This window comes from Chryseobacterium tagetis (genome assembly GCF_016735585.2).
Taxonomy (GTDB): Bacteria; Bacteroidota; Bacteroidia; order Flavobacteriales; family Weeksellaceae; genus Chryseobacterium; species Chryseobacterium tagetis.
On record NZ_JAERSE020000005.1, the window covers coordinates 415,708 to 439,852 of the forward strand.

22 protein-coding genes and 1 pseudogene are annotated in these 24,145 nt (G+C 35.9%); 16 read left to right on the forward strand and 7 right to left on the reverse strand.

The genetic code is table 11. From position 1 onward, the window contains the following. Window positions 1–34 precede the first annotated feature (34 nt). The 15 genes from dnaK to JI747_RS18790 all read left to right on the forward strand — a co-directional run bounded on the left by dnaK (window position 35) and on the right by JI747_RS18790 (window position 18,604). Complete coding sequence (gene dnaK / locus JI747_RS18720; RefSeq protein ID WP_225690386.1) at window positions 35–1,927, forward strand: molecular chaperone DnaK; 1,893 nt, start codon at window positions 35–37, stop codon at window positions 1,925–1,927. Between the two features lie 446 nt (window positions 1,928–2,373). Continuing rightward, the gene (locus tag JI747_RS18725) at window positions 2,374–3,165 is read left to right on the forward strand and encodes an AraC family transcriptional regulator (RefSeq protein WP_225690415.1); all 792 of its coding nucleotides are present in this window, start codon (window positions 2,374–2,376) and stop codon (window positions 3,163–3,165) included. A 164-nt stretch (window positions 3,166–3,329) separates the two neighbouring features. Then, the gene (locus JI747_RS18730; RefSeq protein ID WP_225690387.1) at window positions 3,330–4,451 is read left to right on the forward strand and encodes a muconate/chloromuconate family cycloisomerase; all 1,122 of its coding nucleotides are present in this window, start codon (window positions 3,330–3,332) and stop codon (window positions 4,449–4,451) included. A 3-nt stretch (window positions 4,452–4,454) separates the two neighbouring features. Beyond that, the gene (locus tag JI747_RS18735) at window positions 4,455–4,745 is read left to right on the forward strand and encodes a muconolactone Delta-isomerase family protein (RefSeq protein WP_225690388.1); all 291 of its coding nucleotides are present in this window, start codon (window positions 4,455–4,457) and stop codon (window positions 4,743–4,745) included. 48 nt (window positions 4,746–4,793) lie between these two features. Beyond that, the gene (locus JI747_RS18740) at window positions 4,794–5,723 is read left to right on the forward strand and encodes a dioxygenase family protein (RefSeq protein ID WP_225690389.1); all 930 of its coding nucleotides are present in this window, start codon (window positions 4,794–4,796) and stop codon (window positions 5,721–5,723) included. A gap of 126 nt (window positions 5,724–5,849) precedes the next feature. After that, entirely contained in the window at window positions 5,850–7,181 is a 1,332-nt protein-coding gene (locus JI747_RS18745) for a Rieske 2Fe-2S domain-containing protein (RefSeq protein WP_225690390.1), read from the forward strand. 24 nt (window positions 7,182–7,205) lie between these two features. Beyond that, the gene (gene benB / locus JI747_RS18750) at window positions 7,206–7,691 is read left to right on the forward strand and encodes a benzoate 1,2-dioxygenase small subunit (protein ID WP_225690391.1); all 486 of its coding nucleotides are present in this window, start codon (window positions 7,206–7,208) and stop codon (window positions 7,689–7,691) included. A 27-nt stretch (window positions 7,692–7,718) separates the two neighbouring features. Continuing rightward, a complete protein-coding gene (gene benC / locus JI747_RS18755; RefSeq protein ID WP_225690392.1) occupies window positions 7,719–8,723 on the forward strand; it encodes a benzoate 1,2-dioxygenase electron transfer component BenC in 1,005 nt (334 codons plus the stop codon). A gap of 30 nt (window positions 8,724–8,753) precedes the next feature. After that, window positions 8,754–9,539: a 1,6-dihydroxycyclohexa-2,4-diene-1-carboxylate dehydrogenase gene (locus tag JI747_RS18760; protein ID WP_225690393.1), complete on the forward strand. Its 786-nt coding sequence runs from the start codon at window positions 8,754–8,756 to the stop codon at window positions 9,537–9,539. Window positions 9,540–9,560: 21 nt separating this feature from the next. After that, window positions 9,561–10,334: a 3-oxoadipate enol-lactonase gene (gene pcaD, locus JI747_RS18765; RefSeq protein WP_225690394.1), complete on the forward strand. Its 774-nt coding sequence runs from the start codon at window positions 9,561–9,563 to the stop codon at window positions 10,332–10,334. Window positions 10,335–10,351: 17 nt separating this feature from the next. Further along, window positions 10,352–11,698: a 3-oxoacid CoA-transferase gene (locus JI747_RS18770; protein ID WP_225690395.1), complete on the forward strand. Its 1,347-nt coding sequence runs from the start codon at window positions 10,352–10,354 to the stop codon at window positions 11,696–11,698. 11 nt (window positions 11,699–11,709) lie between these two features. Further along, the gene (gene pcaF / locus JI747_RS18775; RefSeq protein WP_225690396.1) at window positions 11,710–12,918 is read left to right on the forward strand and encodes a 3-oxoadipyl-CoA thiolase; all 1,209 of its coding nucleotides are present in this window, start codon (window positions 11,710–11,712) and stop codon (window positions 12,916–12,918) included. Window positions 12,919–13,229: 311 nt separating this feature from the next. After that, complete coding sequence (locus tag JI747_RS18780; RefSeq protein ID WP_225690397.1) at window positions 13,230–13,769, forward strand: TetR/AcrR family transcriptional regulator; 540 nt, start codon at window positions 13,230–13,232, stop codon at window positions 13,767–13,769. A 398-nt stretch (window positions 13,770–14,167) separates the two neighbouring features. Beyond that, window positions 14,168–17,077, forward strand: coding sequence for a SusC/RagA family TonB-linked outer membrane protein (locus tag JI747_RS18785; RefSeq protein WP_225690398.1), 2,910 nt, complete (start codon window positions 14,168–14,170; stop codon window positions 17,075–17,077). Between the two features lie 9 nt (window positions 17,078–17,086). Further along, window positions 17,087–18,604: a RagB/SusD family nutrient uptake outer membrane protein gene (locus JI747_RS18790; protein ID WP_225690399.1), complete on the forward strand. Its 1,518-nt coding sequence runs from the start codon at window positions 17,087–17,089 to the stop codon at window positions 18,602–18,604. 86 nt (window positions 18,605–18,690) lie between these two features. Here JI747_RS18790 and JI747_RS18795 read toward each other — a convergent pair whose 3' ends face one another. Then, window positions 18,691–19,248 carry a hypothetical protein gene (locus tag JI747_RS18795; protein ID WP_225690400.1) on the reverse strand — a complete coding sequence of 186 codons (558 nt, stop codon included), beginning with the start codon at window positions 19,246–19,248 and terminating at the stop codon, window positions 18,691–18,693. Window positions 19,249–19,338: 90 nt separating this feature from the next. On the opposite strand from JI747_RS18795, the gene JI747_RS18800 reads away from it, so the two are divergent. Continuing rightward, on the forward strand, window positions 19,339–19,854 hold the full coding sequence (locus JI747_RS18800) for a thioredoxin family protein (protein WP_225690401.1): 516 nt from the start codon (window positions 19,339–19,341) through the stop codon (window positions 19,852–19,854). A 532-nt stretch (window positions 19,855–20,386) separates the two neighbouring features. Here JI747_RS18800 and JI747_RS20510 read toward each other — a convergent pair. From JI747_RS20510 to JI747_RS18830, 6 genes and pseudogenes are all read right to left on the reverse strand, one after another. Further along, window positions 20,387–20,650 (reverse strand): annotated as a pseudogene (locus JI747_RS20510) (RHS repeat-associated core domain-containing protein); the annotation flags it as partial. A gap of 178 nt (window positions 20,651–20,828) precedes the next feature. Beyond that, window positions 20,829–21,263, reverse strand: a complete 435-nt coding sequence (locus JI747_RS18810) for a hypothetical protein (protein ID WP_225690402.1) — start codon at window positions 21,261–21,263, stop codon at window positions 20,829–20,831. A gap of 179 nt (window positions 21,264–21,442) precedes the next feature. Then, window positions 21,443–21,916 (reverse strand): hypothetical protein, encoded by a 474-nt coding sequence (locus JI747_RS18815; protein ID WP_225690403.1) that lies wholly within the window; start codon window positions 21,914–21,916, stop codon window positions 21,443–21,445. Beyond that, complete coding sequence (locus tag JI747_RS18820; protein ID WP_225690404.1) at window positions 21,903–22,562, reverse strand: hypothetical protein; 660 nt, start codon at window positions 22,560–22,562, stop codon at window positions 21,903–21,905. The genes JI747_RS18815 and JI747_RS18820 overlap by 14 nt, the downstream gene beginning before the upstream one ends. Before the next feature lie 85 nt (window positions 22,563–22,647). Next, complete coding sequence (locus JI747_RS18825) at window positions 22,648–23,106, reverse strand: hypothetical protein (protein ID WP_225690405.1); 459 nt, start codon at window positions 23,104–23,106, stop codon at window positions 22,648–22,650. A gap of 247 nt (window positions 23,107–23,353) precedes the next feature. Next, window positions 23,354–24,061 carry an RHS repeat-associated core domain-containing protein gene (locus tag JI747_RS18830; protein ID WP_225690406.1) on the reverse strand — a complete coding sequence of 236 codons (708 nt, stop codon included), beginning with the start codon at window positions 24,059–24,061 and terminating at the stop codon, window positions 23,354–23,356. Window positions 24,062–24,145 lie beyond the last annotated feature (84 nt).

The following is a 24,145-nucleotide window of genomic DNA, read 5'->3' on the forward strand; positions in this document are numbered from 1 at the left end:
TTAAATTTTAAAAATTAGAAAAAATATAAATATTATGAGTAAAATAATTGGAATTGACTTAGGAACAACCAACTCTTGTGTTGCTGTAATGGAGGGTAAAGACCCTGTTGTTATTCCTAATGCTGAAGGTAAAAGAACAACTCCTTCTATTGTAGCATTTACAGAAGACGGAGAAAGAAAAGTAGGTGACCCTGCAAAAAGACAGGCGGTAACTAACCCAAAGAAAACGGTATACTCTATTAAAAGATTTATCGGAACTCACTTCAAAGAAGATGCGAAAGAAATTTCAAGAGTACCTTATGAAGTAGTTTCTGGGCCAAACGATACTGTAAAAGTAAAAATCGACGATAGAGAATATACTCCACAAGAGATTTCTGCAATGACGCTTCAGAAAATGAAGAAAACGGCTGAAGATTATCTTGGACAGGAAGTAACAAGAGCGGTAATCACTGTTCCTGCATACTTTAACGATGCTCAAAGGCAAGCTACTAAAGAAGCTGGTGAAATCGCTGGTCTTAAAGTAGAAAGAATTATCAACGAACCAACTGCTGCGGCGTTAGCTTACGGTTTGGATAAAGCTCATAAAGATCAAAAAATTGCTGTGTATGACCTTGGTGGTGGTACTTTCGATATCTCTATCCTAGATTTAGGTGATGGTGTATTCGAAGTATTGTCTACAAACGGTGATACGCACTTAGGAGGTGATGACTTTGATGACGTAATCATTAACTGGATGGCAGACGAATTCAAAGCTGAAGAAGGAGTAGAATTAAAATCTGATGCAATTGCATTACAAAGATTGAAAGAAGCTGCTGAAAAAGCTAAAATTGAATTATCTTCTTCTCCGCAAACAGAAATTAACCTTCCTTATATTACAGCTACAGCTACGGGTCCTAAACACTTAGTAAAGACTTTAACTAAAGCTAAATTCGAGCAATTATCTGCAGATCTAGTAAGAAGATCTATGGAGCCTGTTGCTAAAGCATTGAAAGATGCAGGTTTATCAACTTCGGATATCGACGAAGTAATCTTGGTAGGAGGTTCTACAAGAATCCCAATCATCCAGGAAGAAGTAGAAAAATTCTTCGGTAAAAAACCTTCAAAAGGAGTTAACCCGGATGAGGTTGTAGCAATTGGTGCAGCTATCCAAGGAGGTGTATTGACAGGTGATGTAAAAGACGTGCTTTTATTAGATGTTACGCCACTTTCTTTAGGTATCGAAACTATGGGTTCTGTTTTCACTAAATTAATTGATGCAAACACAACAATCCCAACTAAAAAATCTGAAGTATTCTCTACAGCTTCTGACAACCAGCCGGCTGTAAGCATCAGAGTAGGACAGGGGGAAAGACCAATGTTCAACGATAACAAAGAAATCGGTAGATTTGATTTAACAGATATTCCACCGGCACAAAGAGGAGTTCCTCAAATTGAAGTAACTTTCGATATTGATGCAAATGGTATCTTAAGTGTTTCTGCTAAAGATAAAGGAACTGGTAAAGAGCAGTCAATCAAAATTCAGGCATCTTCAGGTCTTTCTGACGAAGAAATCGAAAGAATGAAGAAAGAAGCTCAAGAAAACTCTGCAGCAGATGCTAAGAGAAAAGAAGAAGTTGAGGTATTCAACAAAGCTGACGGATTGATCTTCCAGACTGAAAAACAATTGAAAGAGTTTGGTGATAAATTATCTGCTGATAAAAAAGCAGCTATCGAAACAGCTCATACAGAATTGAAAGCAGCTTTTGAAGCTAAAAACGGAGATGATGTGAAAGCTAAAACAGAAGCTCTAGATGCCGCTTGGATGGCAGCTTCAGAAGAAATGTATGCACAAGGTCAAGGTGCTGAAGGTGCAAATGCAGGAGCTCAGAATGCTGGAAATGCAGGAGGGGAGGATGTACAGGATGCAGACTTCGAAGAAGTAAAATAAGTATTGATTATTATCATTTAATAAATAGTAAGCCGCTATAAATGTAATGTTTATAGCGGCTTTTATTTTTGTGAGACTTTGAAAGAGGTTTAATTATCATCTGAAGAGAATCTTTCCTGTAATGTATTTAATAGAATTCTATTAAATTTCAAAGTCGTTACAAAAAAGATATTTTGCCTAATACTATCTGATAGTACAAAGAAAATTGGTGTTTTTATTACTCATGTGATTTTCGCACTTTTTTATTTTAATCGTTTGATTTTAAGTGTGTTTTTGGTGTTTTTTTGATGAATCAGCTTACTTCTTTTTTTATTATATATTTGTGAGCATACGTTTTTTAATTACTAAGTGATGGCTAATATTATCCGTACTTTTTCAATGGATTATATGGGAAAAATAGTATCGACTTTGTAAAAGGTCTGGTATATATTTATCCTTTTGGCGTCATTGGTAAAGAGAATAATAATAATGTGAAGCCTCATGCCCATAATAATCAGTTTCAGATTTTTGTGGTGATTGAAGGAACAACTATCTTACTGTACAACGGCGAAAAAATTCCTATTACCGGACCTTCTTTCATTACCGTTCCTAAAAATACCGAACACGGATTCGAACATCAGACAGAAATGAAAGGCTGGATTATCAGTCTCTCTGATCCTGTACTGGAACATATGGTCAAACGTGAAACGGAAGTCATTAATGCTATCGAAACCTTTCAGTTAATAGAAGTGGTAGAAGGAAGCTACTCCGAAACTGTTTTTAAATGCATGCTTGAATGTATTGATGAATACCAAAAAGAAGAAAAGGGAAGATTGCTGATGCTTAAATATATGGTAGGCAAAATTATTGTACAGCTGAGCCGTATTCCTGAAGAGGCAAGACTCAGCCTTTCTAAAAAAGATAATCTTTCCGTTATATATTTCAGAAGATTTAATCAGCTTATAAGAGAAAGCGATACCTATAAAAAAACAATCGAGCAGTACGCTGCAGAACTGAACATTACTACAGGACATCTTAACAGAATATGCAGCACAGTTGCCCAACAGTCTCCTAAAGAGGTTATTATGGATTATTTTATTTCTGAAGCTCAATTATTGTTGACAGATATTGAAAAAAGTATCAATGAAGTATGTTACAGCATCGGATTTGATGATCCGAGTTATTTCTCAAGAATATTTAAAAAGAAAACAGGCCTTACTCCCAATGAATTCAGGAAAAAAATAGGAGTGAAGGGATAATTTATGTTTTTTTTAACACCTATGTCATATTTGTGACAAAAATAGATTAAAAGTCCTATTTCTTAAACAACATTTCAAAGTATGTTTGTAATCGAAGTAAGCGATCACTTACCAGGTGACCAATCACTTACCAGGTGACCAATCACTTACCATAATTTACAAATATGCCACAAGTAAAAATAACTCATATTGAGACCTGTATTGTAGATCTCCCAACCATAAGACCTCATCATCTTTCGATGGCGGTAATGCGCAAACAAACGATGGTAATTATCCGTCTTTTGTGTTCAGATGATATCGAAGGAATAGGAGAAGCCACAACCATTGGAGGTATTTCTTATGCAGATGAGTTTCCGGAAGGAATGAAACTGGCTATCGATACCTATTTCACACCGCTTTTGATAGGGCAGGATCCTACAAAAATCAATGCATTGATGATGATGCTTGAGAAAAACGTTTCCGGAAATTATTTTGCAAAATCCGGAATTGAAACCGCATTATTAGATGCTCACGGTAAAAGATTAAAAGTTCCTGTAAGTGATCTTTTCGGAGGTGCAGTTTCCGATAAACTTCCGGTTCTTTGGACCTTGGCAAGCGGAGATACCCAGAAAGATATTGAAGAAGCAAAACGCTTAATCAGTGAGAAAAGACACCGGGTTTTTAAACTTAAAATAGGAAGAAAAGATCCTAAAGAAGATGTACATCATGTCTCTGAAATTAAAAAAGCTTTAGGAGAAGATATCAAGATCACTGTAGATGTGAATCAGGCCTGGACAGAGCAGGTCGCTAAAAAAGCAATCAAAAAGCTTCAGGATGGTGGGATTGATCTGATAGAACAGCCTTTAGCTAAACACAATTTTGATGGATTGGCCAGACTTACTTCTTATTTTGAAGTTCCGATCATGGCTGATGAAGCTGCGGCAACAGTTCAGGATGCCTTTAAGCTGGCAAAAATAAATGCTGCAAATGTTTTTGCTCTTAAAATTGCTAAATCAGGAGGCCTTACCAATATCGCCAGACAAGCAGCTATTGCTCAAGGTGCAGGTATTTCTTTGTATGGTGGAACCATGCTGGAGGGAACTATTGGTACTGCAGCTTCTGCCCATATTTTTTCAACACTTCCTAATCTGGATTGGGGAACAGAGCTTTTCGGTCCTCTCTTACTGACCGATGATATCGTTAAAAAACCGATTACTTACCAGAATTTCAATCTTGAATTACCCGCAGGAGCAGGATTGGGAATTGAATTAGATATGAATAAGATAGAAAAATATAAAAGAAAGTAAAAAATGGTATACGTTGTAGAAATGGATGTACACATTCCAGAAACATGGAGTGACGAAAAGCTTGCAGACTATGTGGCAAGAGAAAAAGAATGCTCACAAAAATGGCAGTCTTCCGGAAAATGGAAATACCTGTGGAGAGTTGCCGGAAAATATTCTAATATCTCTGTACTGGAAGTAGAAAGTCCGGATGAGCTGCACCAGATCATCAGCTCTTTGCCTTTATTTCCTTATATGACGATAAAGGTAACCGGCGTTTGTAAACATGCAAATGCACTAAGAGAAACAATACTATAAGATTGAATTTAAAATTAAACTAACTATAAAAAACAAAAATTGATATTTATGGAAAGAATGGACCAAGCACGTATTGATGCTGTTTTAGCCGATATTAAATCTAAAGAAAAACCTGGAGTAGGAAACGAAAGGATAAAAGAAATTGTAAATAGATTATTAAAAGATTTATTTAATGCCATGGCAGATCTGGATATCACTTCCGAAGAAATGTGGAAAGCATGTGATTATTTAGGAGAAGCAGGAAGAAAAGGAGAATGGGGACTTATTTTCGCAGGAACTGGAATTGAACATTTTATTGATGTGAAAATGGACTGGGAAGATGAACAGGCAGGAATCCATGCGAAAACTCCTCGTACTATTGAAGGACCGCTTTATGTAGAAGGATCACCTGAATCTAAATCGTATGCAGAATTAGAAACAGTTCCTGAGCCGGGTGGAGAAAGATTGTACATGAGCGGATATGTTCTTGACGAGCAAGGTAACCCCGTAGAAGGTGCAAAAGTGGAAGTTTGGCATTGTAATCTGAAAGGACTTTATTCTCACTTTGATTCCACTCAGCCGGAATTTAACTTAAGAAGAGCCATTATTACAGATAAAGACGGAAAATATGAATTCAAATCTTTCCTTTCTGTAGGATATTCTTGTCCTCCGGGCGGACCTACAGATGTATTGATGGCACTGTTAGGACGTCATGGATCAAGACCTGCGCACATCCATTTCTTTGCGACAGCACCTGGATTCAGAAAATTAACAACACAAATCAATATAGAAGGAGATCCGCTTACTTATGACGATTTCGCTTTCGCAACCCGTGAAGATCTTGTGCCGCATGTACAAAGAATTCCGGCAGACAAAGCGGCAGAATATGGTAAAGATGAGGCTTTTGCTAAAATTGACTTTAACTTCAATATGGTGATTGACAGAACGACTATTCCTGCGGGAGAAAACCACAGAACCAGAGCCTCTGTTGATGCATAAGCTTAAATTTTTAGAATAATTAATAATAACAGCTGGTTTTTTTACTGGCTGTTTTTATAAAGTTTACTTAATACTATTTATCGGGATATTAATATTCCGGTAGGATAACCTTTTAAAATTTTACTTATGAGCATTACAAAAGAATTTTTAGATACAATGATCATTCATGATAAAGAGAATGGTGTCTATCAGCATAATCGGGAGTCTTTTACCAATCAGGAACTCTTCGATCTTGAAATGAAGCATATCTTTGAAGGGAACTGGGTATTTCTTGCCCATGAAAGCCAGATTCCCAATATCAATGATTATTATACAACCAATATAGGACGACAATCTGTTGTTATTACTAAGAATAAGGAAGGCCAACTCAATGCAATCATTAACTCATGTACTCATAAAGGGGCTCAGCTTTGCCGTTATAAAAGAGGAAATAAATCTTCATTTACCTGTCCGTTTCATGGTTGGACTTTCAACAACTCAGGTAAATTATTAAAGGTAAAAGATGGTAAGGCCGGAGGCTATCCTGAACAGTTTAACTGTGACGGTTCCCATGATCTCGTAAGAGTGGCCCGTTTTGAAAATTACAGAGGCTTCTTATTTGGATCTTTAAACCCTGATGTAGAATTATTGGAAGATTATTTAGGAGATACTAAAATTATTATTGATCATATTGTGGATCAGGCTCCTGAAGGACTTGAAGTTCTGAATGGTACATCATCCTATATCTATAATGGAAACTGGAAGCTTCAGATGGAAAACGGAGCAGATGGTTATCACGTTTCTTCCGTACATTGGAATTATGTGGCGACTATGGGAAGAAGGAATTATGAGAAAGAAGCAACAAAGGCTGTAGATGCCAATGGGTGGTCTAAATCTGTTGCAGGTGTATATGGATTTGAAAACGGGCATATTCTATTATGGACCAATAAGTTGAATCCTGAAGTAAGTCCGGTTTACCAACATAAAGACAGGTTGATTCAGGAGTTTGGAGAAACCAAAGCAGGATTTATGGTGAATATGACCCGGAATCTTGCAATTTACCCTAACCTTTATATTATGGATCAATTCTCTACCCAGCTGAGAATAGTACGTCCGATATCCGTTAACGAAACAGAAGTTACCATTTACTGTTTTGCTCCCGTAGGAGAATCCAAAGAAGACAGAGCGATAAGAATCCGTCAATATGAAGACTTTTTTAATGTTACCGGAATGGGAACTCCTGATGATGCTGAGGAATTCAGATCATGTCAGATTGCCTATGAATCCACTGCTTTAAAACATAATGATATGAGCAGAGGTGCCGCACATTGGATCTATGGTCAGGATGAACAGGCCAAAACGATGGGAATACATCCACTGCTAAGCGGTATAAAATCAGAAGATGAAGGGCTGTTCGTCACACAGCATGAATATTGGCAGCACGCCATGAAAGAAGCTGTTGAAAAAGAATACAATTAACCGGATTACCTAAAAAATTTGAATATGACCGAATATGCTAAAATACTGGCGTTTTTATATAAAGAAGCACGTTTGCTGGATGACAGGGAATGGGATGAATGGCTTACACTCTATCACGAAGATGTAGAATACTGGATGCCTTCATGGACGGATGAAGATCAGCTGACTACCGATCCGCAAACGGAAATTTCCCTTATCTATTATACCAATCGTGGAGGATTGGAAGACAGGGTTTTCCGTATTAAAACAGAGCGTTCAGGAGCTTCAATGCCGGAACCGAGAACTTCACACAATATTACCAACGTAGAAGTAACCGAAGAAAATGAAAAGGAGATCAAAGTAAGATTTAACTGGTTAACGAAAAGTTTCCGATACAAAACAACAGATACTTATTTTGGAACCTCTTACTATACTTTGAGTAAAACTGAAGATAGCTTTATCATTACGAATAAAAAAGTAGTGATCAAAAATGACTATATCCGTCAGGTACTGGATATTTATCACATTTAATTCTATTAATAATAAACTTACTTACTTATGCCTAAAATAGCTTTAAACTTTGAAGATGGGATCACAAAAATTATTAATGGAATGCCCTATGAAAAAGTTTCAGACGCAGCTTACAGAGAAGGAATCAATATTCCTCTGGATTGTGCAGACGGTGCCTGCGGAACCTGCAAATGCCATGTAAAATCCGGACAATATGATCCGGGAGATTATATAGAAGATGCATTATCTGATGAAGAAGCCGAGCAGGGATATGGATTGGCTTGTCAGATCGTTCCCGAAACAGATATGATTATCGATATACTGGCAAGTTCGGCAGCATGTAAAGTAGCGACTGAAACTTTTCCGACAACAATTCATGCAATCAATTATCTTTCTTCAGAAATTGTTCAGCTTAAAGTGAGTCTGCCTGAAAGTAAAACCATAGATTTTCTTGCTGGGCAGTATGCTAATATCGAAATTCCTGAAGGAGGTGAAACAAGATCCTATTCCTTTACCAATAAATCAGGGACTAATGAACTGGAATTTTTGATCCGCTTAGTTCCCGATGGAGTAATGAGCGGTTATCTAAAAGAAAAAGCAGCCGTAGGAGATCAGCTTAATATTGTGGCTCCTGTTGGATCTTTTTATATAAGAGAAGTCGAAAATCCTACATTACTGATTGCAGGAGGGACAGGAATTGCACCCATTATTTCCATGTTAGAAGCCATCTCAGGAAAAAAAGATAAACAGCCTGTGAAAGTTCTGTATGGAGCAACATTCGATGAGAATCTTGTAGAGCTGGAACGTATCAATGCTTTTTCTGACAGACTTGATCTTACGGTGAATGCATGTGTCTCCAGACAAGAAGATACACAATATATCAAAGGATATGTAACTCAATGGATCAATAAAGAATATTTAACAGAGCCTGCATACGATGTGTATATATGTGGCCCGAATGCTATGGTGGATGCTGTAAAGGATACCATCAAGACCAACGAAATAAACTGTGAAAATTTCTATACTGAGAAATTTTTACCGACTGGAGTTTGATAATAATTCTAAAAAAAGTAAAAAGTAAAAATGATTTTTGAAAACAGATTTCAGGGAAAAGTAATGATTGTGACAGGAGCAGCGCAGGGAATAGGAAAAGGAGTTGCTATACGTGCAGCTAAAGAAGGAGGAAAAGTAGTTCTTGTAGATCGTTCGGAAATAGTGCAAGAAATTTCTTCAACACTAAATAAAGATGGTTTTGATACCATAGCTGTTGTTGAAGATCTTGAAAAATGGGAAGGCTTTCAGTCGGTCGTTAAAAAAGCCGTAGCTCATTATGATCATGTAGATATATTGGTAAATAATGTAGGAGGTACCATTTGGGCAAAACCCTTTGAACATTATGAAGAGGATGAGATTACAAAAGAAATCAACCGTTCTTTATTCCCTACTTTATGGGGATGCAGAGCGGTTTTACCGTCGATGATCCAGAATGGTGGAGGTACCATTGTAAATGTCTCTTCAGTAGCTACCAGAAGTGTTAACCGCGTACCTTATGCCGCAGCAAAAGGGGGAGTGAACGCAATTACAGCTTCATTAGCTTTTGAACAGGCTCCTAATAATATCCGCGTAATAGGAGTCGCTCCGGGTGGAACTGAAGCTCCTCCAAGATTAATTCCACGCAATGAAAATCCACAATCGGAACAGGAAAAAGTATGGTATCAGGAAATTATTGACCAGACCGTTGATTCCTCTCTTCAAAAGAAATATGGAGAAATAGAAGATCAGGTGAATACGATTCTTTTTGCAGCGTCTGATGAAGCCAAATATATAACAGGAGTTACCATTCCCGTAGCAGGAGGAGATTTAGGATAACCCAATTTAATTAACAAAAACATGCCTACAGTACAATTAAAAAATTATACATGTAACTATGAATTTTTAAATTCAGGAAAAGACAGAACGATCATTTTTTCTAATTCTCTGGGAACGGATTATTCTATGTGGAATAAAGTAGTGGATATCATTAAATCTGATTTTAATATCATTTTACATGATACCCGAGGACATGGAAAATCTTCCAACTCTGAGAAAGAACTGACTATAGAAGAATTAGGAGAAGATATTATCGAGCTTTTAAATACTTTGAATATAAAAGGAAAGATTACTTTTTGTGGTCTTTCTATGGGAGGATTGATCGGTCAGTATCTGGGAATCAGTCATTCTGATAAATTTGACAAGATTATTCTTGCCAATACTGCAGCTAAAATAGGAACTACAGAAAGCTGGAATACCCGTATTGAAACAGTTACAGCAAATGGATTGTCAAGTATCCTTGACGGTACGGCAGAAAGATGGTTTACAACTGATTTTAAAAAAAACCATGCCGATGAGGTTGATATGATTCTGAAAAAATTCGCAGCCAATGATGTAGGTGGTTATTGTGCAAACTGTGCAGCAGTACGCGATGCAGATTATCGATATCAGATAGATAAAATAAACATTCCTGTTTTGGTAATTGCCGGTTCAGAAGATCTGGTAACAACAGTAGATGACGGAATATTTATGAAAACAAAAATTGCAGTTTCCAAATTGGAAGTTCTGAAAGCAGCACACTTATCAGCAGTAGAACAGGCAGAAGAATTTGCAAAGAATATTCTTTCATTTTAATAAAATAAATACAAAATATGAAAACAGTACCTCAGATAACGTTACAGGAAGCTGTAGCTATGGTAAAAGATGGAGATACTTTATTACAGGGAGGTTTCGGAATGACAGGAAATCCGGTTCATCTGATGCATGCCTTGGCAGAAACTAAAACAAAAAATTTAACATTCATAGGAAACAATGTAGGAGAAGTTGGGATAGGAGGAGGACGACTGCTCAGAAACGGACAGTTGAAAAAAATCATCGGTTCCTTCTTCACTTCCAACCCGGAAGCCGTAAAAGCTGCCCAGGATGGAGTAGTAGAATCCGAACTTCTTCCTCAGGGAACCCTGGCAGAAGCGATCAGAGCAGGAGGTGCAGGTATCGGAGGTTTTTTTACACCTACTTCTGCCGGAACAGACCTTGCTAAAGGAAGAGAAACTAAAATTCTTAATGGAGTAGAGCAGGTTTTCATTCCGTGTATCAAAGGAAATGTAGCCTTTATCCGTGCATGGAAAGCAGATACAGCCGGAAACTTACAATACAGAATGACGGAGCAGAACTTTAACAGAGCGATGGCTACTGCTGCAGATTTAGTAATCGCAGAAGTAGAAGAAATCGTTCCGGTAGGAGAAATTCCTGCTGAAAGTATCCATACACCGGGATCTTATGTGGATTATCTGGTTCAGGCTACTTTAACACTTGAAGATTTAGGAAGTTCGGCTGCTGTTTCTTCCAGTAAGAAAGTTTCCGAAAGTCGCCTTAATATGGCAAAAAGAGCTTTAAAAGAATTGAATAAAGGAAATGTGGTTAATCTTGGAATTGGAATTCCTACTTTGGTTGCAGACCTTATTTCCGAAGAAGATGGAATTATCCTTCATACGGAAAACGGAATGTTGGGAGTTGGTCCTGCTCCTACAGACGGAGGAGGAGCAATGGATTATCCTGTAAATGCAGGAAAAGTTCCCGTAACTGCATTAAAAGGTGCTTCTTATTTTGATTCCGCAGATTCATTTGCAATGATTCGTGGAAAACATGTGGATGTTGCCGTGATGGGAGGTTTACAGGTAGATGAAGCTGCTAATTTGGCGAACTGGGCAGTTCCGGGACAGCCTTTATTGGGAGTTGGAGGTGCTATGGATTTGGCTTCAGGAGCTAAAAAACTCATCATTACCATGATGCATAATGAGAAAAATGGGGATGCTAAAATAGTTCCTGTATGTGATTTGCCACTTACGGCTCTGAAAGCGGTAGATATGGTCATTACTGATAAAGCGGTTTTTGAATTTATTGATGGAAAATTAACCTTAACAGAAATAATGCCGGGTGCTACTTTAGAAGAAGTCCGTGAAAAAACGACAGCGGTTTTTATTGAAAAACTTTCTTAATACTCAATCTGATGAATACAGAAGCATATATTATAGATGGAATCCGCACACCGATCGGCAGCTTTGGCGGAACTTTAGATGCTGTTCGTGCAGATGATCTGGCAGCATTAGTGATTGAAGAACTGGTGAAAAGAAATCCGGTTATTCCTAAAGAAGCTATAGATGATGTTATTTTAGGCTGTCATAATCAGGCAGGAGAAGATAACAGGAATGTAGCGAGAATGGCGGCATTATTGGCTGGATTGCCGGTAACAGTTCCGGGAGAAACGGTTAACAGACTCTGTTCTTCAGGAATGTCAGCTATCATTCATGCTAACAGGGCTATCAAAGCAGGTGATGGAGATATTTTTATTGCAGGTGGAATGGAACATATGACGAGAAGTCCTCTTGTAATTTCAAAACCGTCCAAAGGATTTGGCACCGATTCCAAAATGGAAGATTCCTCTTTCGGATGGCGTTTTTTTAATCCGAAAATGAAAGAAATGTACGGAACGGATCCAATGGGAATGACAGCGGAAAATCTTGTTGATATGTACAATATTTCCAGAGAAGATCAGGATAAATTTGCTCTTCAATCTCAGCTAAAAGCTTCAGAAGCTACTGAAAACGGAAGATTGGCAGAAGAGATTATTCCGGTTATAATCCCACAACGTAAAGGTGATCCTGTAATCTTTGACAAAGATGAATTTGTCCGTTCTAATTCTACTTTGGAAGGTTTGGTTAAATTAAAACCGGCTTTCAAAAAAGATGGTACGGTCACAGCAGGAAATGCTTCCGGATTAAATGACGGGGCTGCTGCTGTATATGTAGCATCGGGAGAAGCTGTTCAAAAATACGGATTAAAACCTTTAGCAAGAATTGTAGCTTCTGCTGTAACAGGTGTGGAACCTAGAATTATGGGAATAGGCCCGGTATCAGCTACACAGAAAGCCCTTAAGAAAGCAGGACTTGCTTTAGATGATATCGATGTGATGGAATTCAATGAGGCGTTTGCTGCCCAAGCCTTAGCTTGTATCAGAGAATTAGGGTTGAAAGACGATGATCCCAGAATTAATCCCAACGGTGGAGCCATTGCATTAGGCCATCCTCTGGGAATGTCCGGAACCAGGATTACCTATTCTGCCGCTTTGGAACTTCATAAAAAAAATGCAAAATATGCATTGGCTACCATGTGTGTGGGAGTAGGACAGGGATACGCTGTGATCCTTGAAAAAGTTTAATGAAATTTTAATTGAATTAATCTGAACTTGAAGTGAGTTTTTATCACGCAAAGTTTTATTAATGCGAATGATGATTATAGGGAGCAATAAGCCTTTCAACCTTTGCGTGATAAAAATATTCAGTCACGTTAATCCAATCCCAATTGTAACTCATTTTTCTAAAAAAGGAAAAATAAAAACGTTTTTATGATCAACTATTCAAAAGCATTCTCAAAATATACAACAGCTTAAAACTAAAGTAAGGGATTTTTTATTGAATGTTCATAACTTTGCCTTTCAGATGATCATGAAAAGAAGCAACAAAGGTAGAAATGAGTAAAAAAGAAGATATATTAAGAGCGGCACTAAAGATTTTTACAGAATTGGGAACGACGGCGGCATCTACAAAATCTATTGCTGTAGAAGCTGGAGTTTCGGAAGCACTCATTTTTAAACATTTTAAAAGCAAAGATAATCTGATAGAAGAGATCCTGAAATCAGGTTATCGTGAAGCGACAAGGCTTGTTGCCACGTATATCGAATATAAAAGCCCGGAAGACTATATTTCTAATATATTGGGTCTGCCGAAAATACTTGTGTTAGCCAATAAAGACTTTTGGCAGATGCAATATAAAATAATACCGCTCAATGCAATGGGAATGGCTCATCACCGGCTTTTCATGAAACCTTGCCATGATGTTCTGATCAAAGCATTTGCTGAACTTGGTTACAGAAAACCTATACTGGAAGCAGAAATCCTTTTATTATTTATTGAAGGATTATGGAAGCATATTGCTGCCAACGAATTTGATGTAGAACATATTGATGAGATCATTCATCTTACCAAAAAGAAATATGGTTTGATCGCATAAATATTAAGTCATATTCTTATTTCCTCTGAACATTGTTCAGAAAAATACCCCAATCATTTCTGATTTTCTGAATACATTACTGAAAATTTTCAGTAAACAAATAAGGACGTTAAATCTTCATCTTACTGATTATTAGTTTGGTGATTCTAGTATTTTATTCTTAAAAACCCGTTCTGAAGGTTTATTTATTTTTGAAAAATCGTCAATGATGATTTTTTATTTACAGCTATTTCTCTAATAAGAGAATATTCACAGGTTACTACAGGATACCAAAAATTTGCGAGAAGTATACTTTTATAAAAATAAAACATGAGAAATATCATATCTTTCAGACAGGTGTTTCGATTTCATTAAGGATACAAGTAAATTTTTAATAATTAACAATCACGAATCATAGAATGAAGAAATCTATAGTAGCTTTAGGTATTTTGTTAAGTACTACAGGTTTTGTTTTCGCACAGGAAAAACAAACCGCTGGTACTGGCAAGGACAGTATAAAATCAAATAAAACTAAAGATATCGAAGAGGTCGTTGTTATTGCTTACGGTACACAAAAGAAAGGAGAGGTCACAGGTTCAGTCGGCAGAGTAAATGCTGAGACTTTTAAAGACCGTCCGATAGCAAGAGTAGATCAGGCTTTAACGGGACAAATTGCAGGGGTTAAAACCCGTGCCACTAGTGGGAAACCTGGTGAGCCTTTAGAAATCAGAGTTCGTGGTTCGGCTTCCATATCAGCAAGTAATTCCCCTCTTTATGTGGTTGATGGTATGGTCGTAGATGATATGGCGAATGTTTCTCCTGATGATGTGCAATCGATTGAAGTGCTTAAGGATGCCGCATCAACGGCAATGTATGGATCTCGAGGTTCTAACGGGATTGTGATTGTAACCACTAAAAAAGGAAATTCAGGAAAACCTGTTTTTAGCTTTTCTCAGTATTATGGAGTTCAGACCATTGAGAAAAAACTGGATATCATGAGCAGTGCAGAATGGATCGACTATGCTACAGAAGCTATTAATAAAAAATGGGAGGCATTAGCGCCCGGTAATTCTGCATCAGATAGCTATGCGGTAAGAGCTAATTATTTTAATCTGGCCAATGCAACAGATTACAATTTAGCCAATATCAATTATATGATCGACCCGCGATGGGGAACCAGCCAGGTAGCAAATATCGATTGGCAGGATGTGTTTTACCGACCGGCCTCTATACAAAGTTATCAGTTGTCGGCAAGAGGGGGAACCAAAAATGTGAAATACCTGATTTCGGGAGCTTATTTTGATCAGGAAGGATTGGCGATTAATACAGGTTTCAGCAGATTTAATTTAAGCGCTGTTGTAGATCTTAATATTTCAGATAAATGGAAAGCCGGAATTTCATTTCGCCCAAGCTACTCGAAAAGCTACGGAGCTACAGTAGATGGGAAAGATAATTTAGCCCACAAAATGCTTTCTATGGTACCTGTGGCAGAAGTTGGCGCCGGACTTTATACCAATTTCTGGAAAAATACAAGATACAGATGGGCAGGTTCTACACAGAGCCCGATCGGACTGATGGAAAATACAACAAATAATACCAACGAGTTCCGTTTACTCACCAGCGCGTATGTGTCTTATGATATTTTGCCAGACCTGAATATTAAACTTTCCGGAGGAGCTACGAATAATTTCAATCTTAACAACGGCTATACGCCAACGTTTGATTTGATTACCAATATTCCGGGGCAGGTAAGTATTGCAAGCCGTAAGACAGTAAACTATAACAGATATTTGGGGGAAGCTTTATTAAATTATAAAAAGACTTTTGGAGACCACAGTATTGCAGCGATTGCAGGATACAGTGCGGAGAATTACAGAACAACCACTCAATATAACAGGAATAAGGGTTTTCCTAATGATGATTTACAAACCTTTAATTTCACACAATCTGCCTCTGTACTGAACTCAGAATATACAGCATCTGAATGGATGTTGATTTCAATGTTTGGTCGTGTGAATTATGATTACAAAAAGAAATATATGTTGTTGGCAAGTATCCGTAGAGACGGTTCTTCCAGATTTGGATGGGACAATCTTTGGGGGATATTTCCGGCATTTGGAGCAGGTTGGAAAGTTGATAAGGAAGATTTCTTAAAAGATGTAAGCTGGCTGAATAATCTTAAACTAAGATACAGCTGGGGTGAAAACGGAAACAATGCCATTGGAGATTACAGAGCATTTGGAACACTTGCGGGAGGGAATTATTCATTTGGCGGGACTTTGTCCAATGGATTAGTTCCCAATACTTCTGCAAATAGAAAGTTAACCTGGGAAAAAACGCAATCCTCAGATTTTGGGTTTGAACTAGGATTATTCAACAGAATTGACTTTACGGCAGATTACTATATCAAGAAAACGAAAGACCTGCTTCTGGAACAGCCAATAGCGGCAGTAAGCGGCTATACTTCAGTATGGAGTAATGTTGGTTCTGTACAGAATAAAGGACTGGAGCTGGATTTAAACACAAAAAACTTCGTGGGGAACTTCAGATGGAATACTTCAGCGAATATTGCTTTTAATAAAAATAAAGTGTTACAGCTGGGTAGCGACAATACACCTATTTATACCGGTTTCAGTAATAGTACCAATATTATACAGGTCGGCCAGTCACTGAATTCATTCTATCTTTATGAAGCGATAGGAGTACTTTCTACAGCCGATATCAACAATCCAAATATTGCTAAAACGAGTGGAGCGATTGCAGGAGATGTTAAATACAGAGATTATAACGGAGATGGAGTTATTAACGAAGATGACCGTCATATCATAGGAAGCCCGACTCCCGATTATTATTGGGGGATTACGAACACATTCTCATATAAAAACTTTGATCTTTCTGTATTCTTTCAGGGACAGAAAGGAGGGTACAGTTATGCGTTGTTAGGTCGTGCAATCGATCGCACAGGAATGGGAACCACGACCAATGTAATGGGAAACTGGGCAAATCGTTGGCGTTCAGATGAAAATCCTGGAGATGGGAAAACACCACGACTGGACGGAACTACAGGAAGCCTCTTGGATACAAGATGGTTGTATGATGCCACTTATATTCAGCTTAAAAACATAACACTGGGATACAATTTCCCAAAAGATCTTGTAGACAAGCTGAAAATTTCCAGTCTGAGAGTATATGTCAGTTTAGAAAATGTCTGGAGAAAAGATCATTATTACGGAGGATACAACCCGGAATCTGTACAGTCAGACGGAACCGATTATGGAGCATATCCTAATGCAAAAGTATATATGATGGGACTAAACTTTAACTTCTAAAATTTAAAAATGAAAACAATTTATAAAAGAAATACGAAAACATTTGCAAAGACATTCATTCTGGGAACATTATTCTTCGTAATGACCAGCTGTGAAAAAGATCTGATGCTGGAACCTGAGAATAATATTACCCAAACCTCTTTTTATACCACAGAACTTCAAATTCAGCAGGCGTTGTCCGGAGTATATTCTGCAATGATCAATTCCTCATCCAGAGGAGGGTTTGATGTTAACTTCTATTTACTGGCATCTGAAGTTCGTTCCAATAACTTTAATGCCATCTCACAAAACGGAAACAGGGATTACTATGCCATCAACCGTTTTCAGGACACCTCTTCAACGGAAGAAGTGGAAATTCTGTGGGAAGATGCTTATCAGCTTATTTCTTATGCCAATAATATCTTGGCAAGAATTGATGCGGTTCCCTTTGCAGATCAGGCTACAAAAGAGCAGTACCGTTCCGAAACCCGTTTTTTAAGAGCGTATGCTTATTTCGAGCTTATGCGTAATTTTGGAAGAGTTCCTTTGGTAGATCATCCAGTAAGTCCGTCGGAAGCGTCGGCAATTCAAAGAACGGATTTAGCTACCCTTTATAATTTTATTACTTCAGAAATTGAAGTATCAATATCAGGTTTAAAAGATACCTATGATGCAAAAAATAAAGGAAGAATAACAAAATCAGCGGCTCATGCGATGTTGGGCAGGATGTATCTTACAGGATATGGTTACCCGCTCAATAACAGTTCGTACCTGGCAAAAGCAAAAGATCATTTATCAGCAGTGATTCAGGTTGAAGGACAATATGTGACATTTGCTCCCAATTATGCAGATCTGTTTAAAAGTGCCAATGATAATAAATATCATATTTTTGAGATTCAGCACATCAGTGGGGGAGTGTCGCAAGGCTCTTATTTGCCAAGCTATGTTTCACCTACTTTTGGTACTGCCGATCCGCTGTACAATGCACAGGGTAGCTTATATAGCTCAAGTGAACTGGGAGTTTCGCAATCTTTACTTAATGCTTATGAAGCTGGAGATCTAAGAAAAGCAGTAACGGTTAAAACTCAGTTTATCGCGCAAAACGGTCAGGCGGATTTTGCCAATTACTTTGTAAAATTCCGTGAAGGAGGTCTTGTGATTACCAATCGTTATGACTGGCCTATCAATTTCCCGATTATTCGTTACGAAGATGTTCTTTTAATGTATGCTGAGGTTTTGAACAACCAGGGGAGTACAAGTACAGCCGTTCCTTATTTGAACAAAATTCGTCAGAGAGCCGGTCTTTCAGCACTTTCTACCTCAATGTCAAGTTCGGATTTTACGACAGCGCTTCGTAAAGAAAGAAGAGTTGAATTTGCCGGGGAAGGCGTTTACTGGCATGATCTGGTTCGCTGGAATATTGCTGTGAGCGTTATCAATCAGGCTGCAGCAGATCTTAATTATAACTATACCATTACTACAAATGATTATCTGTATCAGATTCCTTTATCCCAAATTCAGGTAGCTGGATATGAACAGAATCCTTAAAAAAATATCCTTTATCTAGTTTTATTTTTGAATTCCCCGAGCGTAAGCGAGGGGAATTTTATTTAGAACTCATAACATTATAAAAGCTATTTTCCCGAATCGATTCTTTCAATTTCTTTTAAACAAAATTCTAAATTTTCCTGACTAAGATTTCTATATCCTTCCACATAAATACTTGTTAATTGATTTTTAATCAAATCCCTTCTTTTTTCTTGTAGTAGAGAATCTCTTAGTGAAATAATATCCTTTGCTGAATGTACTTCATTTTTTAGATAGACTGTAATGCTTTCTTTTTCAATGATACAGCCATTCTGATATTTCATTATCAAAGGATTGTCATGATAATATTGATAGATTTCAAGAAATCTTTTATCGTTTCTTTTAAATAGTTCCTGACTGGAATATAATTTTAAAGCACTGCTTCCATTTTTAGCAAAATAATAAAGCTCATCATTTTTAGCAATTTTAGACACCTTTCGGAAATAGTCATAGATTTTACTGCTTTTACCGCCAATTCCTATATGTGAAGATTCTGCATAGGAGATTGTGTCTAAAGGTTTAGCGAGTTGCTTTACTTTAAAGGAAACCTGTGCATTTACAGAGTAAGAATAAAATACCAGAAACAGGATAAATTTTATTTTCATAAATGAATAAATGTTGAAACAAAATATTACTTCAAATAAAAACAAAAAACCTTACATTCGTATAACTTTTAAACCAAAAAACAAGATCAAATGAAATTTTCAAGAATACTTATTGTACTGGGATTACTCCTTTTTCAATTAAATTTTGCTCAGGAAAATGCTGAAGTTGTGCTAAAGAAAGCACTTACAGAAGCAAAATCAAAAAATAAAAATGTACTTCTTATTTTCCATGCTTCATGGTGCAAATGGTGTCATGTGATGGAAAAGAATATGAACCTTCCGGAAACGAAACCTATTTTTGAAAAGAAATTTGTCACGGCTTATCTTGATGTTCAGGAAATGGGAGAGAAGAAAAAACTTGAAAACCCCGGAGGTCAGGAGATCATGAACAAATACAAAGGAGAAAATGCAGGACTTCCATTTTGGCTGGTCCTGAATCCTAAAGGAGAAATACTTGCCGATTCTTTCGATCAAAAAGGAGAAAATCTGGGCTGTCCTTCAACCGCAGAAGAGGTCGTCACTTTTACCGCAAAACTGGAGAAATCCTCAAAAATGAATAAAAGCGAGCTGGAAACCATAGAAAAGGCTTTTACAAAAAAGAATTAAGTATTCATACATATAAAAACCACTGCAATGAAGCGGTGGTTTTGTTTTATCAGTTTAAAATTGAAGACTTTGCATGAAGTATTATTTTATTTTACGAACATCAAGATCTTTAACGATTCCTATTTTGCCTGAGTATTTAGTTTCAATCAAAATTGCCAAAATTTGGCTCTCTGTAAATTTACTTGTTTTCATATCCTAAAATTAATTGTTTTTTCTCGTTAATTTTAGGGTGATAATTGGTCCAGTTTTTAGGGAGACTTACACCACCACCTTTTACATATTCTCTAAAAGTATTTGGATTCCAAATATTACTCGACTCCTCAATGTTTTTACTTAACGTATTTGAATAAATATAATTGGCATCTATCGTTCCTCCAAGTTCTCCTATTTTCTCTCCTCCGGCACTGGTATTTTGAGAACTATACGTTTTATTAATATCTCTCTCTGTCTTGGCATTTTTATGAAGATATACTCCATTATCACCATCATCTATATTTTTTAAAACATTTCCATATTTGCCAAGATGGATACTTTCTCCTTCCATTCCTGTTGGGTCAATATACATAATCGGATTGTTGTTAGCATAAGCATAAAGCTGTAAAGTTTTCTCCGCTAGCGGATCCACCACACCCCATCTACCCAAATCTGGCATATAGAATCTTGCTCCATAATCATACATCCCTGAATCCGTCTGCAATTCCTTACCATTGTACTTGTATTGATAAGATGAATTTCCAGATGTTGTATTATACCCACCATGTTTCAACCCAAAAGGATAATAGTTGTTTTCTTTAAGAACTTCTACATTACTTCTTAAAGAATTAGGGTATTTAATCAATACCCTAATTTTTATAAAATAACTCTTAGACTAGGAGTAGTAGAAGTATAAACTTTTTGTCCTAAAAAAATAACAAATCCAGATTGTGCAAGAATTTTTTCATTATTTTATAATATTTGGGGAAAATAAATATCAATTACTCTGCTGTGCCATCCCCGTCAGAAATGTTCATATAATTAGTTTCATACACTACAGGCTTCATTCCTTTATTCAAACTTATTGTTATATATGGATAGGATTCATTGACAATTTTGAATTTTTGAGAGCCAACTGTTAAAATAATCTTTCTAAAACTATTGTCTATCGTAAAATTTTTTGCGTACCCCAACTTATCTCGAATCAATACACCTTCAAAAATAACTTGTGAATCCACATCTAATTTTACATTTTGAGGGGTTGCAAATATAGATCCGTATAAATAAATCATAGTTTTATTTTCTTTAAGAAACCTTTGAGTTCTAAATCCTATTTCACTTGGTTGTAGCCGTTTTTGCACTAAATCATGTGAAGTATAACATTGTATAAAACAAAACAACGAAAGAATTTTTAAAATATTAAGGCTTTTTTTCATCAGGTATATTTTTTAAGATTATATCTCTTTGCTCTGGAATTAATTTGTTTCCAGTCTGTTTTCTCTGATTTACTTTTATAATAAAAGGAAGTTGTTTTATTTTTACAACTGTATAAAAATATAAGACAATTGCAAAAAATTATAATAATTGGATTATTCTGTAATTTCATCATATATATTTATTCTTCTACTAACATGTGTGGGAAATCAAAATATTCAATATATAACTTGTTTTCTTTCTCATTATAACAAACTCCTATATAATCAAATCCTGTCTTCAAATGTATCACGAAAGTTTTTTTATTAGATAAATTAATTTCTACATTTCCAATATTTTTTTTAAAAGTTGTGAACCTTTGTCCATAGCTAATTTTGTTTTGAGATGTAGGGAACTCCGTAGAATATCCATTGTTTAATGTTAATTTTTTTCCAAAAAAACAATTATATTGAAACATTAATAGAACTTCATCTTCTTTTTTAGGTAAGAATTTATATGCATCTTTAAGATATTCATTTACCTCGTTTTTCTTTTCAAAAGACAGAGTTTGATACTTATCATAACTTATTATTTTTTTTGTTTGGCAAGAAATCATTAGAAGTAATGAAGTGAAAAATATTTTTTTTTGATTTTTCGGAATATTAATTGATATCATTTGGTATATTGTTTTTAGATTCAATTTCCTTTTCTTTGGTTTTATTTTCATAAACTTTTTGAATATGACTTTTCATGTCATTTGTTTGAGCTGGTACAAGCTCAGTTCCATTACTACTCCGTAGCTCTTTCTTATTATTATCACCCGAATTCATTAAATTATTTTTGTTTTCTTCAGTATTAGTTAGTTTACTTTTTTCATCAAAAATGTGGGGCAAACTTGCTTTATGCCCTAGTTCATGAGCTAATGTTCTGGGATTATCCTTTGAGACAGCTTTTCCATCATAGGTATTCCCGTCATTCATAGTATATCCATTGGTAACTACTGGTTCTTTTGTAACGGGATCTATTCTCATCGTAGGACGCGATAGCTCTAAAGTAAATTTAGCTTCGGGATCATTTATAATATTATATTTCATTCCATTTTGGCTTAAAATATCTGCCGCGTCCTTTAAAAGAGTTTTACTATAATCATATCCAAGTTTATTATCTACTTTCACTCGCCATTCAATTGTATTTTCATTAATAAGCTTAGCTTCCAATCCCTCTAATTCTCTACCATCAACAACCCTGTTTTCAGAAAAATTATAATGTGATTGATACGCATACTTTTTACTTAGAGAATCTACATTAAAAAATCTTACCATTGCAGAATATTTTATGTCATTAAAAATGAGGAATTATAATAGTTATTCTAAACAAAACCCTCGCAAATACGAGGGTTAATTTTTTTTATCTCTTCACAGAGTTGTATTGTTCTTTAGTAATTACTTTTTTTTCTAACATTTTATTTAACCAATTTTCTATTTCTTTTTTCGAAAGCTTATTCATAGAAGTAATATTAATTGCTGAGTAGTTAGCATCTTTAAATGAAATATTATATTTTTCACATAAAGCAGTTAAATAATAAAAATAAGCCAAATCGTAATTGTATTTTTCAGCCATTATTTGTGAATAATACATCAGTGTATCAGTTCTATCATTTTTATTAGAATCCATTAAATAATAATATAATTCATTATACGCTAATGTATCTCCTTTAAGTTTTACAGAACGAATAATGCTATCATAATTCGAAACAGAATTCATAGTAATGATTTTTTCCTCGTTTTTTTCTAATTCGGGTAGTGCGTCTTTCTTTTGACAAGAGCCAACAAATAAAAAAACTATTATTATAACTGTATATTTCATAATCAATTAAAAATTTTATCTAGTAAACTTCTTTCGTCTTTTCCCTCAGGTTTGGTATTTCCAGGCTGCTTATTTGTTCTTTGTCCATTCTTAAAGGAATTCCAATATCCAAATTGGCTAGTTTGTTTTCCTTGTTCGCTTCTGGGTGTTCCTGGTAAATAATTCCCATTATGGTTAGTATATTTGGTTTCTTGTGGTCCTATTTCTTTTCCGTTCGCAGAAAAGCCGTCTCTTTCATCAGGAGCAATTATTGTAACCCCCCCCCCTTCATTTCATTCGATTCAGACATTAGGGAGGCGACTAGATCTATAACATTTCCTTTATTATCTAATGTGTAACAATCTGTTCTACAAGCGTGTAGGACTATCGTAAATCCATCTTTGCTTTCAGAGTTTTTCCATAAATCGCTACCTTGATTAAGAACGTCATTAAGTTTTTCACCAGAATCAATAGTTCCTAATCCAGCTTCTTTCTGTTTAGATGTAACTTTTTCATTATACATTGCTAAAGGATTTCCATGTGCAAAAATGTGTATAGTTTTTGTGTTGGAATTATCTTTATATTGTTCACTATTGGCGGCTTTAATTATAGGTTGATTATGCTCTGTATCATTTACTAAAACGACTTCCAAACCTTCTAATTCTCTACCATCTACAACTCTATTTTCCGAAAAATTATAATGCGATTGATAAGCATATTTTTCTGATAGAGGATCAATATTAAAAAACCTTCCCATCGCAGGGTCATAATTTCTCCATTTAAAGGAGTTCCATCCCGTTTCCTGTTGCTTTTCCTGCCCCTGGAAAGAATAGGTATAATTCGGAGAAACCGAATCATAAGTATTTAAGGTGCTGCTACCCTCAAACTCCAATCCATATGGATAATTATTATTATTATTATTATTATTTTCAAGAACTTCTTGATTGTTTCTTAAAGAATTAGGGTATTTAATCAATACCCTAATTTTTATAAAATAACTCTTAGACTAGGAATAGTAGAAGTATAAATTTTTTGTCATAAAAAAATAACAATCCAGATT

Bases quoted from the DNA above. Each gene is read 5' to 3' on its own strand.
- JI747_RS18790 (WP_225690399.1), top strand. From the start codon at position 17,087: ATGAAAACAATTTATAAAAGAAATACGAAAACATTTGCAAAGACATTC.
- pcaD (WP_225690394.1), top strand. From the start codon at position 9,561: ATGCCTACAGTACAATTAAAAAATTATACATGTAACTATGAATTTTTA.
- dnaK (WP_225690386.1), top strand. From the start codon at position 35: ATGAGTAAAATAATTGGAATTGACTTAGGAACAACCAACTCTTGTGTT.
- benC (WP_225690392.1), top strand. From the start codon at position 7,719: ATGCCTAAAATAGCTTTAAACTTTGAAGATGGGATCACAAAAATTATT.
- JI747_RS18760 (WP_225690393.1), top strand. From the start codon at position 8,754: ATGATTTTTGAAAACAGATTTCAGGGAAAAGTAATGATTGTGACAGGA.
- JI747_RS18730 (WP_225690387.1), top strand. From the start codon at position 3,330: ATGCCACAAGTAAAAATAACTCATATTGAGACCTGTATTGTAGATCTC.
- JI747_RS18780 (WP_225690397.1), top strand. From the start codon at position 13,230: ATGAGTAAAAAAGAAGATATATTAAGAGCGGCACTAAAGATTTTTACA.
- JI747_RS18745 (WP_225690390.1), top strand. From the start codon at position 5,850: ATGAGCATTACAAAAGAATTTTTAGATACAATGATCATTCATGATAAA.
- JI747_RS18815 (WP_225690403.1), bottom strand. From the start codon at position 21,916: ATGATATCAATTAATATTCCGAAAAATCAAAAAAAAATATTTTTCACT.
- JI747_RS18800 (WP_225690401.1), top strand. From the start codon at position 19,339: ATGAAATTTTCAAGAATACTTATTGTACTGGGATTACTCCTTTTTCAA.
- JI747_RS18785 (WP_225690398.1), top strand. From the start codon at position 14,168: ATGAAGAAATCTATAGTAGCTTTAGGTATTTTGTTAAGTACTACAGGT.
- JI747_RS18770 (WP_225690395.1), top strand. From the start codon at position 10,352: ATGAAAACAGTACCTCAGATAACGTTACAGGAAGCTGTAGCTATGGTA.
- JI747_RS18735 (WP_225690388.1), top strand. From the start codon at position 4,455: ATGGTATACGTTGTAGAAATGGATGTACACATTCCAGAAACATGGAGT.
- JI747_RS18820 (WP_225690404.1), bottom strand. From the start codon at position 22,562: ATGGTAAGATTTTTTAATGTAGATTCTCTAAGTAAAAAGTATGCGTAT.
- JI747_RS18810 (WP_225690402.1), bottom strand. From the start codon at position 21,263: ATGAAAAAAAGCCTTAATATTTTAAAAATTCTTTCGTTGTTTTGTTTT.
- benB (WP_225690391.1), top strand. From the start codon at position 7,206: ATGACCGAATATGCTAAAATACTGGCGTTTTTATATAAAGAAGCACGT.
- pcaF (WP_225690396.1), top strand. From the start codon at position 11,710: ATGAATACAGAAGCATATATTATAGATGGAATCCGCACACCGATCGGC.
- JI747_RS18740 (WP_225690389.1), top strand. From the start codon at position 4,794: ATGGAAAGAATGGACCAAGCACGTATTGATGCTGTTTTAGCCGATATT.
- JI747_RS18795 (WP_225690400.1), bottom strand. From the start codon at position 19,248: ATGAAAATAAAATTTATCCTGTTTCTGGTATTTTATTCTTACTCTGTA.
- JI747_RS18825 (WP_225690405.1), bottom strand. From the start codon at position 23,106: ATGAAATATACAGTTATAATAATAGTTTTTTTATTTGTTGGCTCTTGT.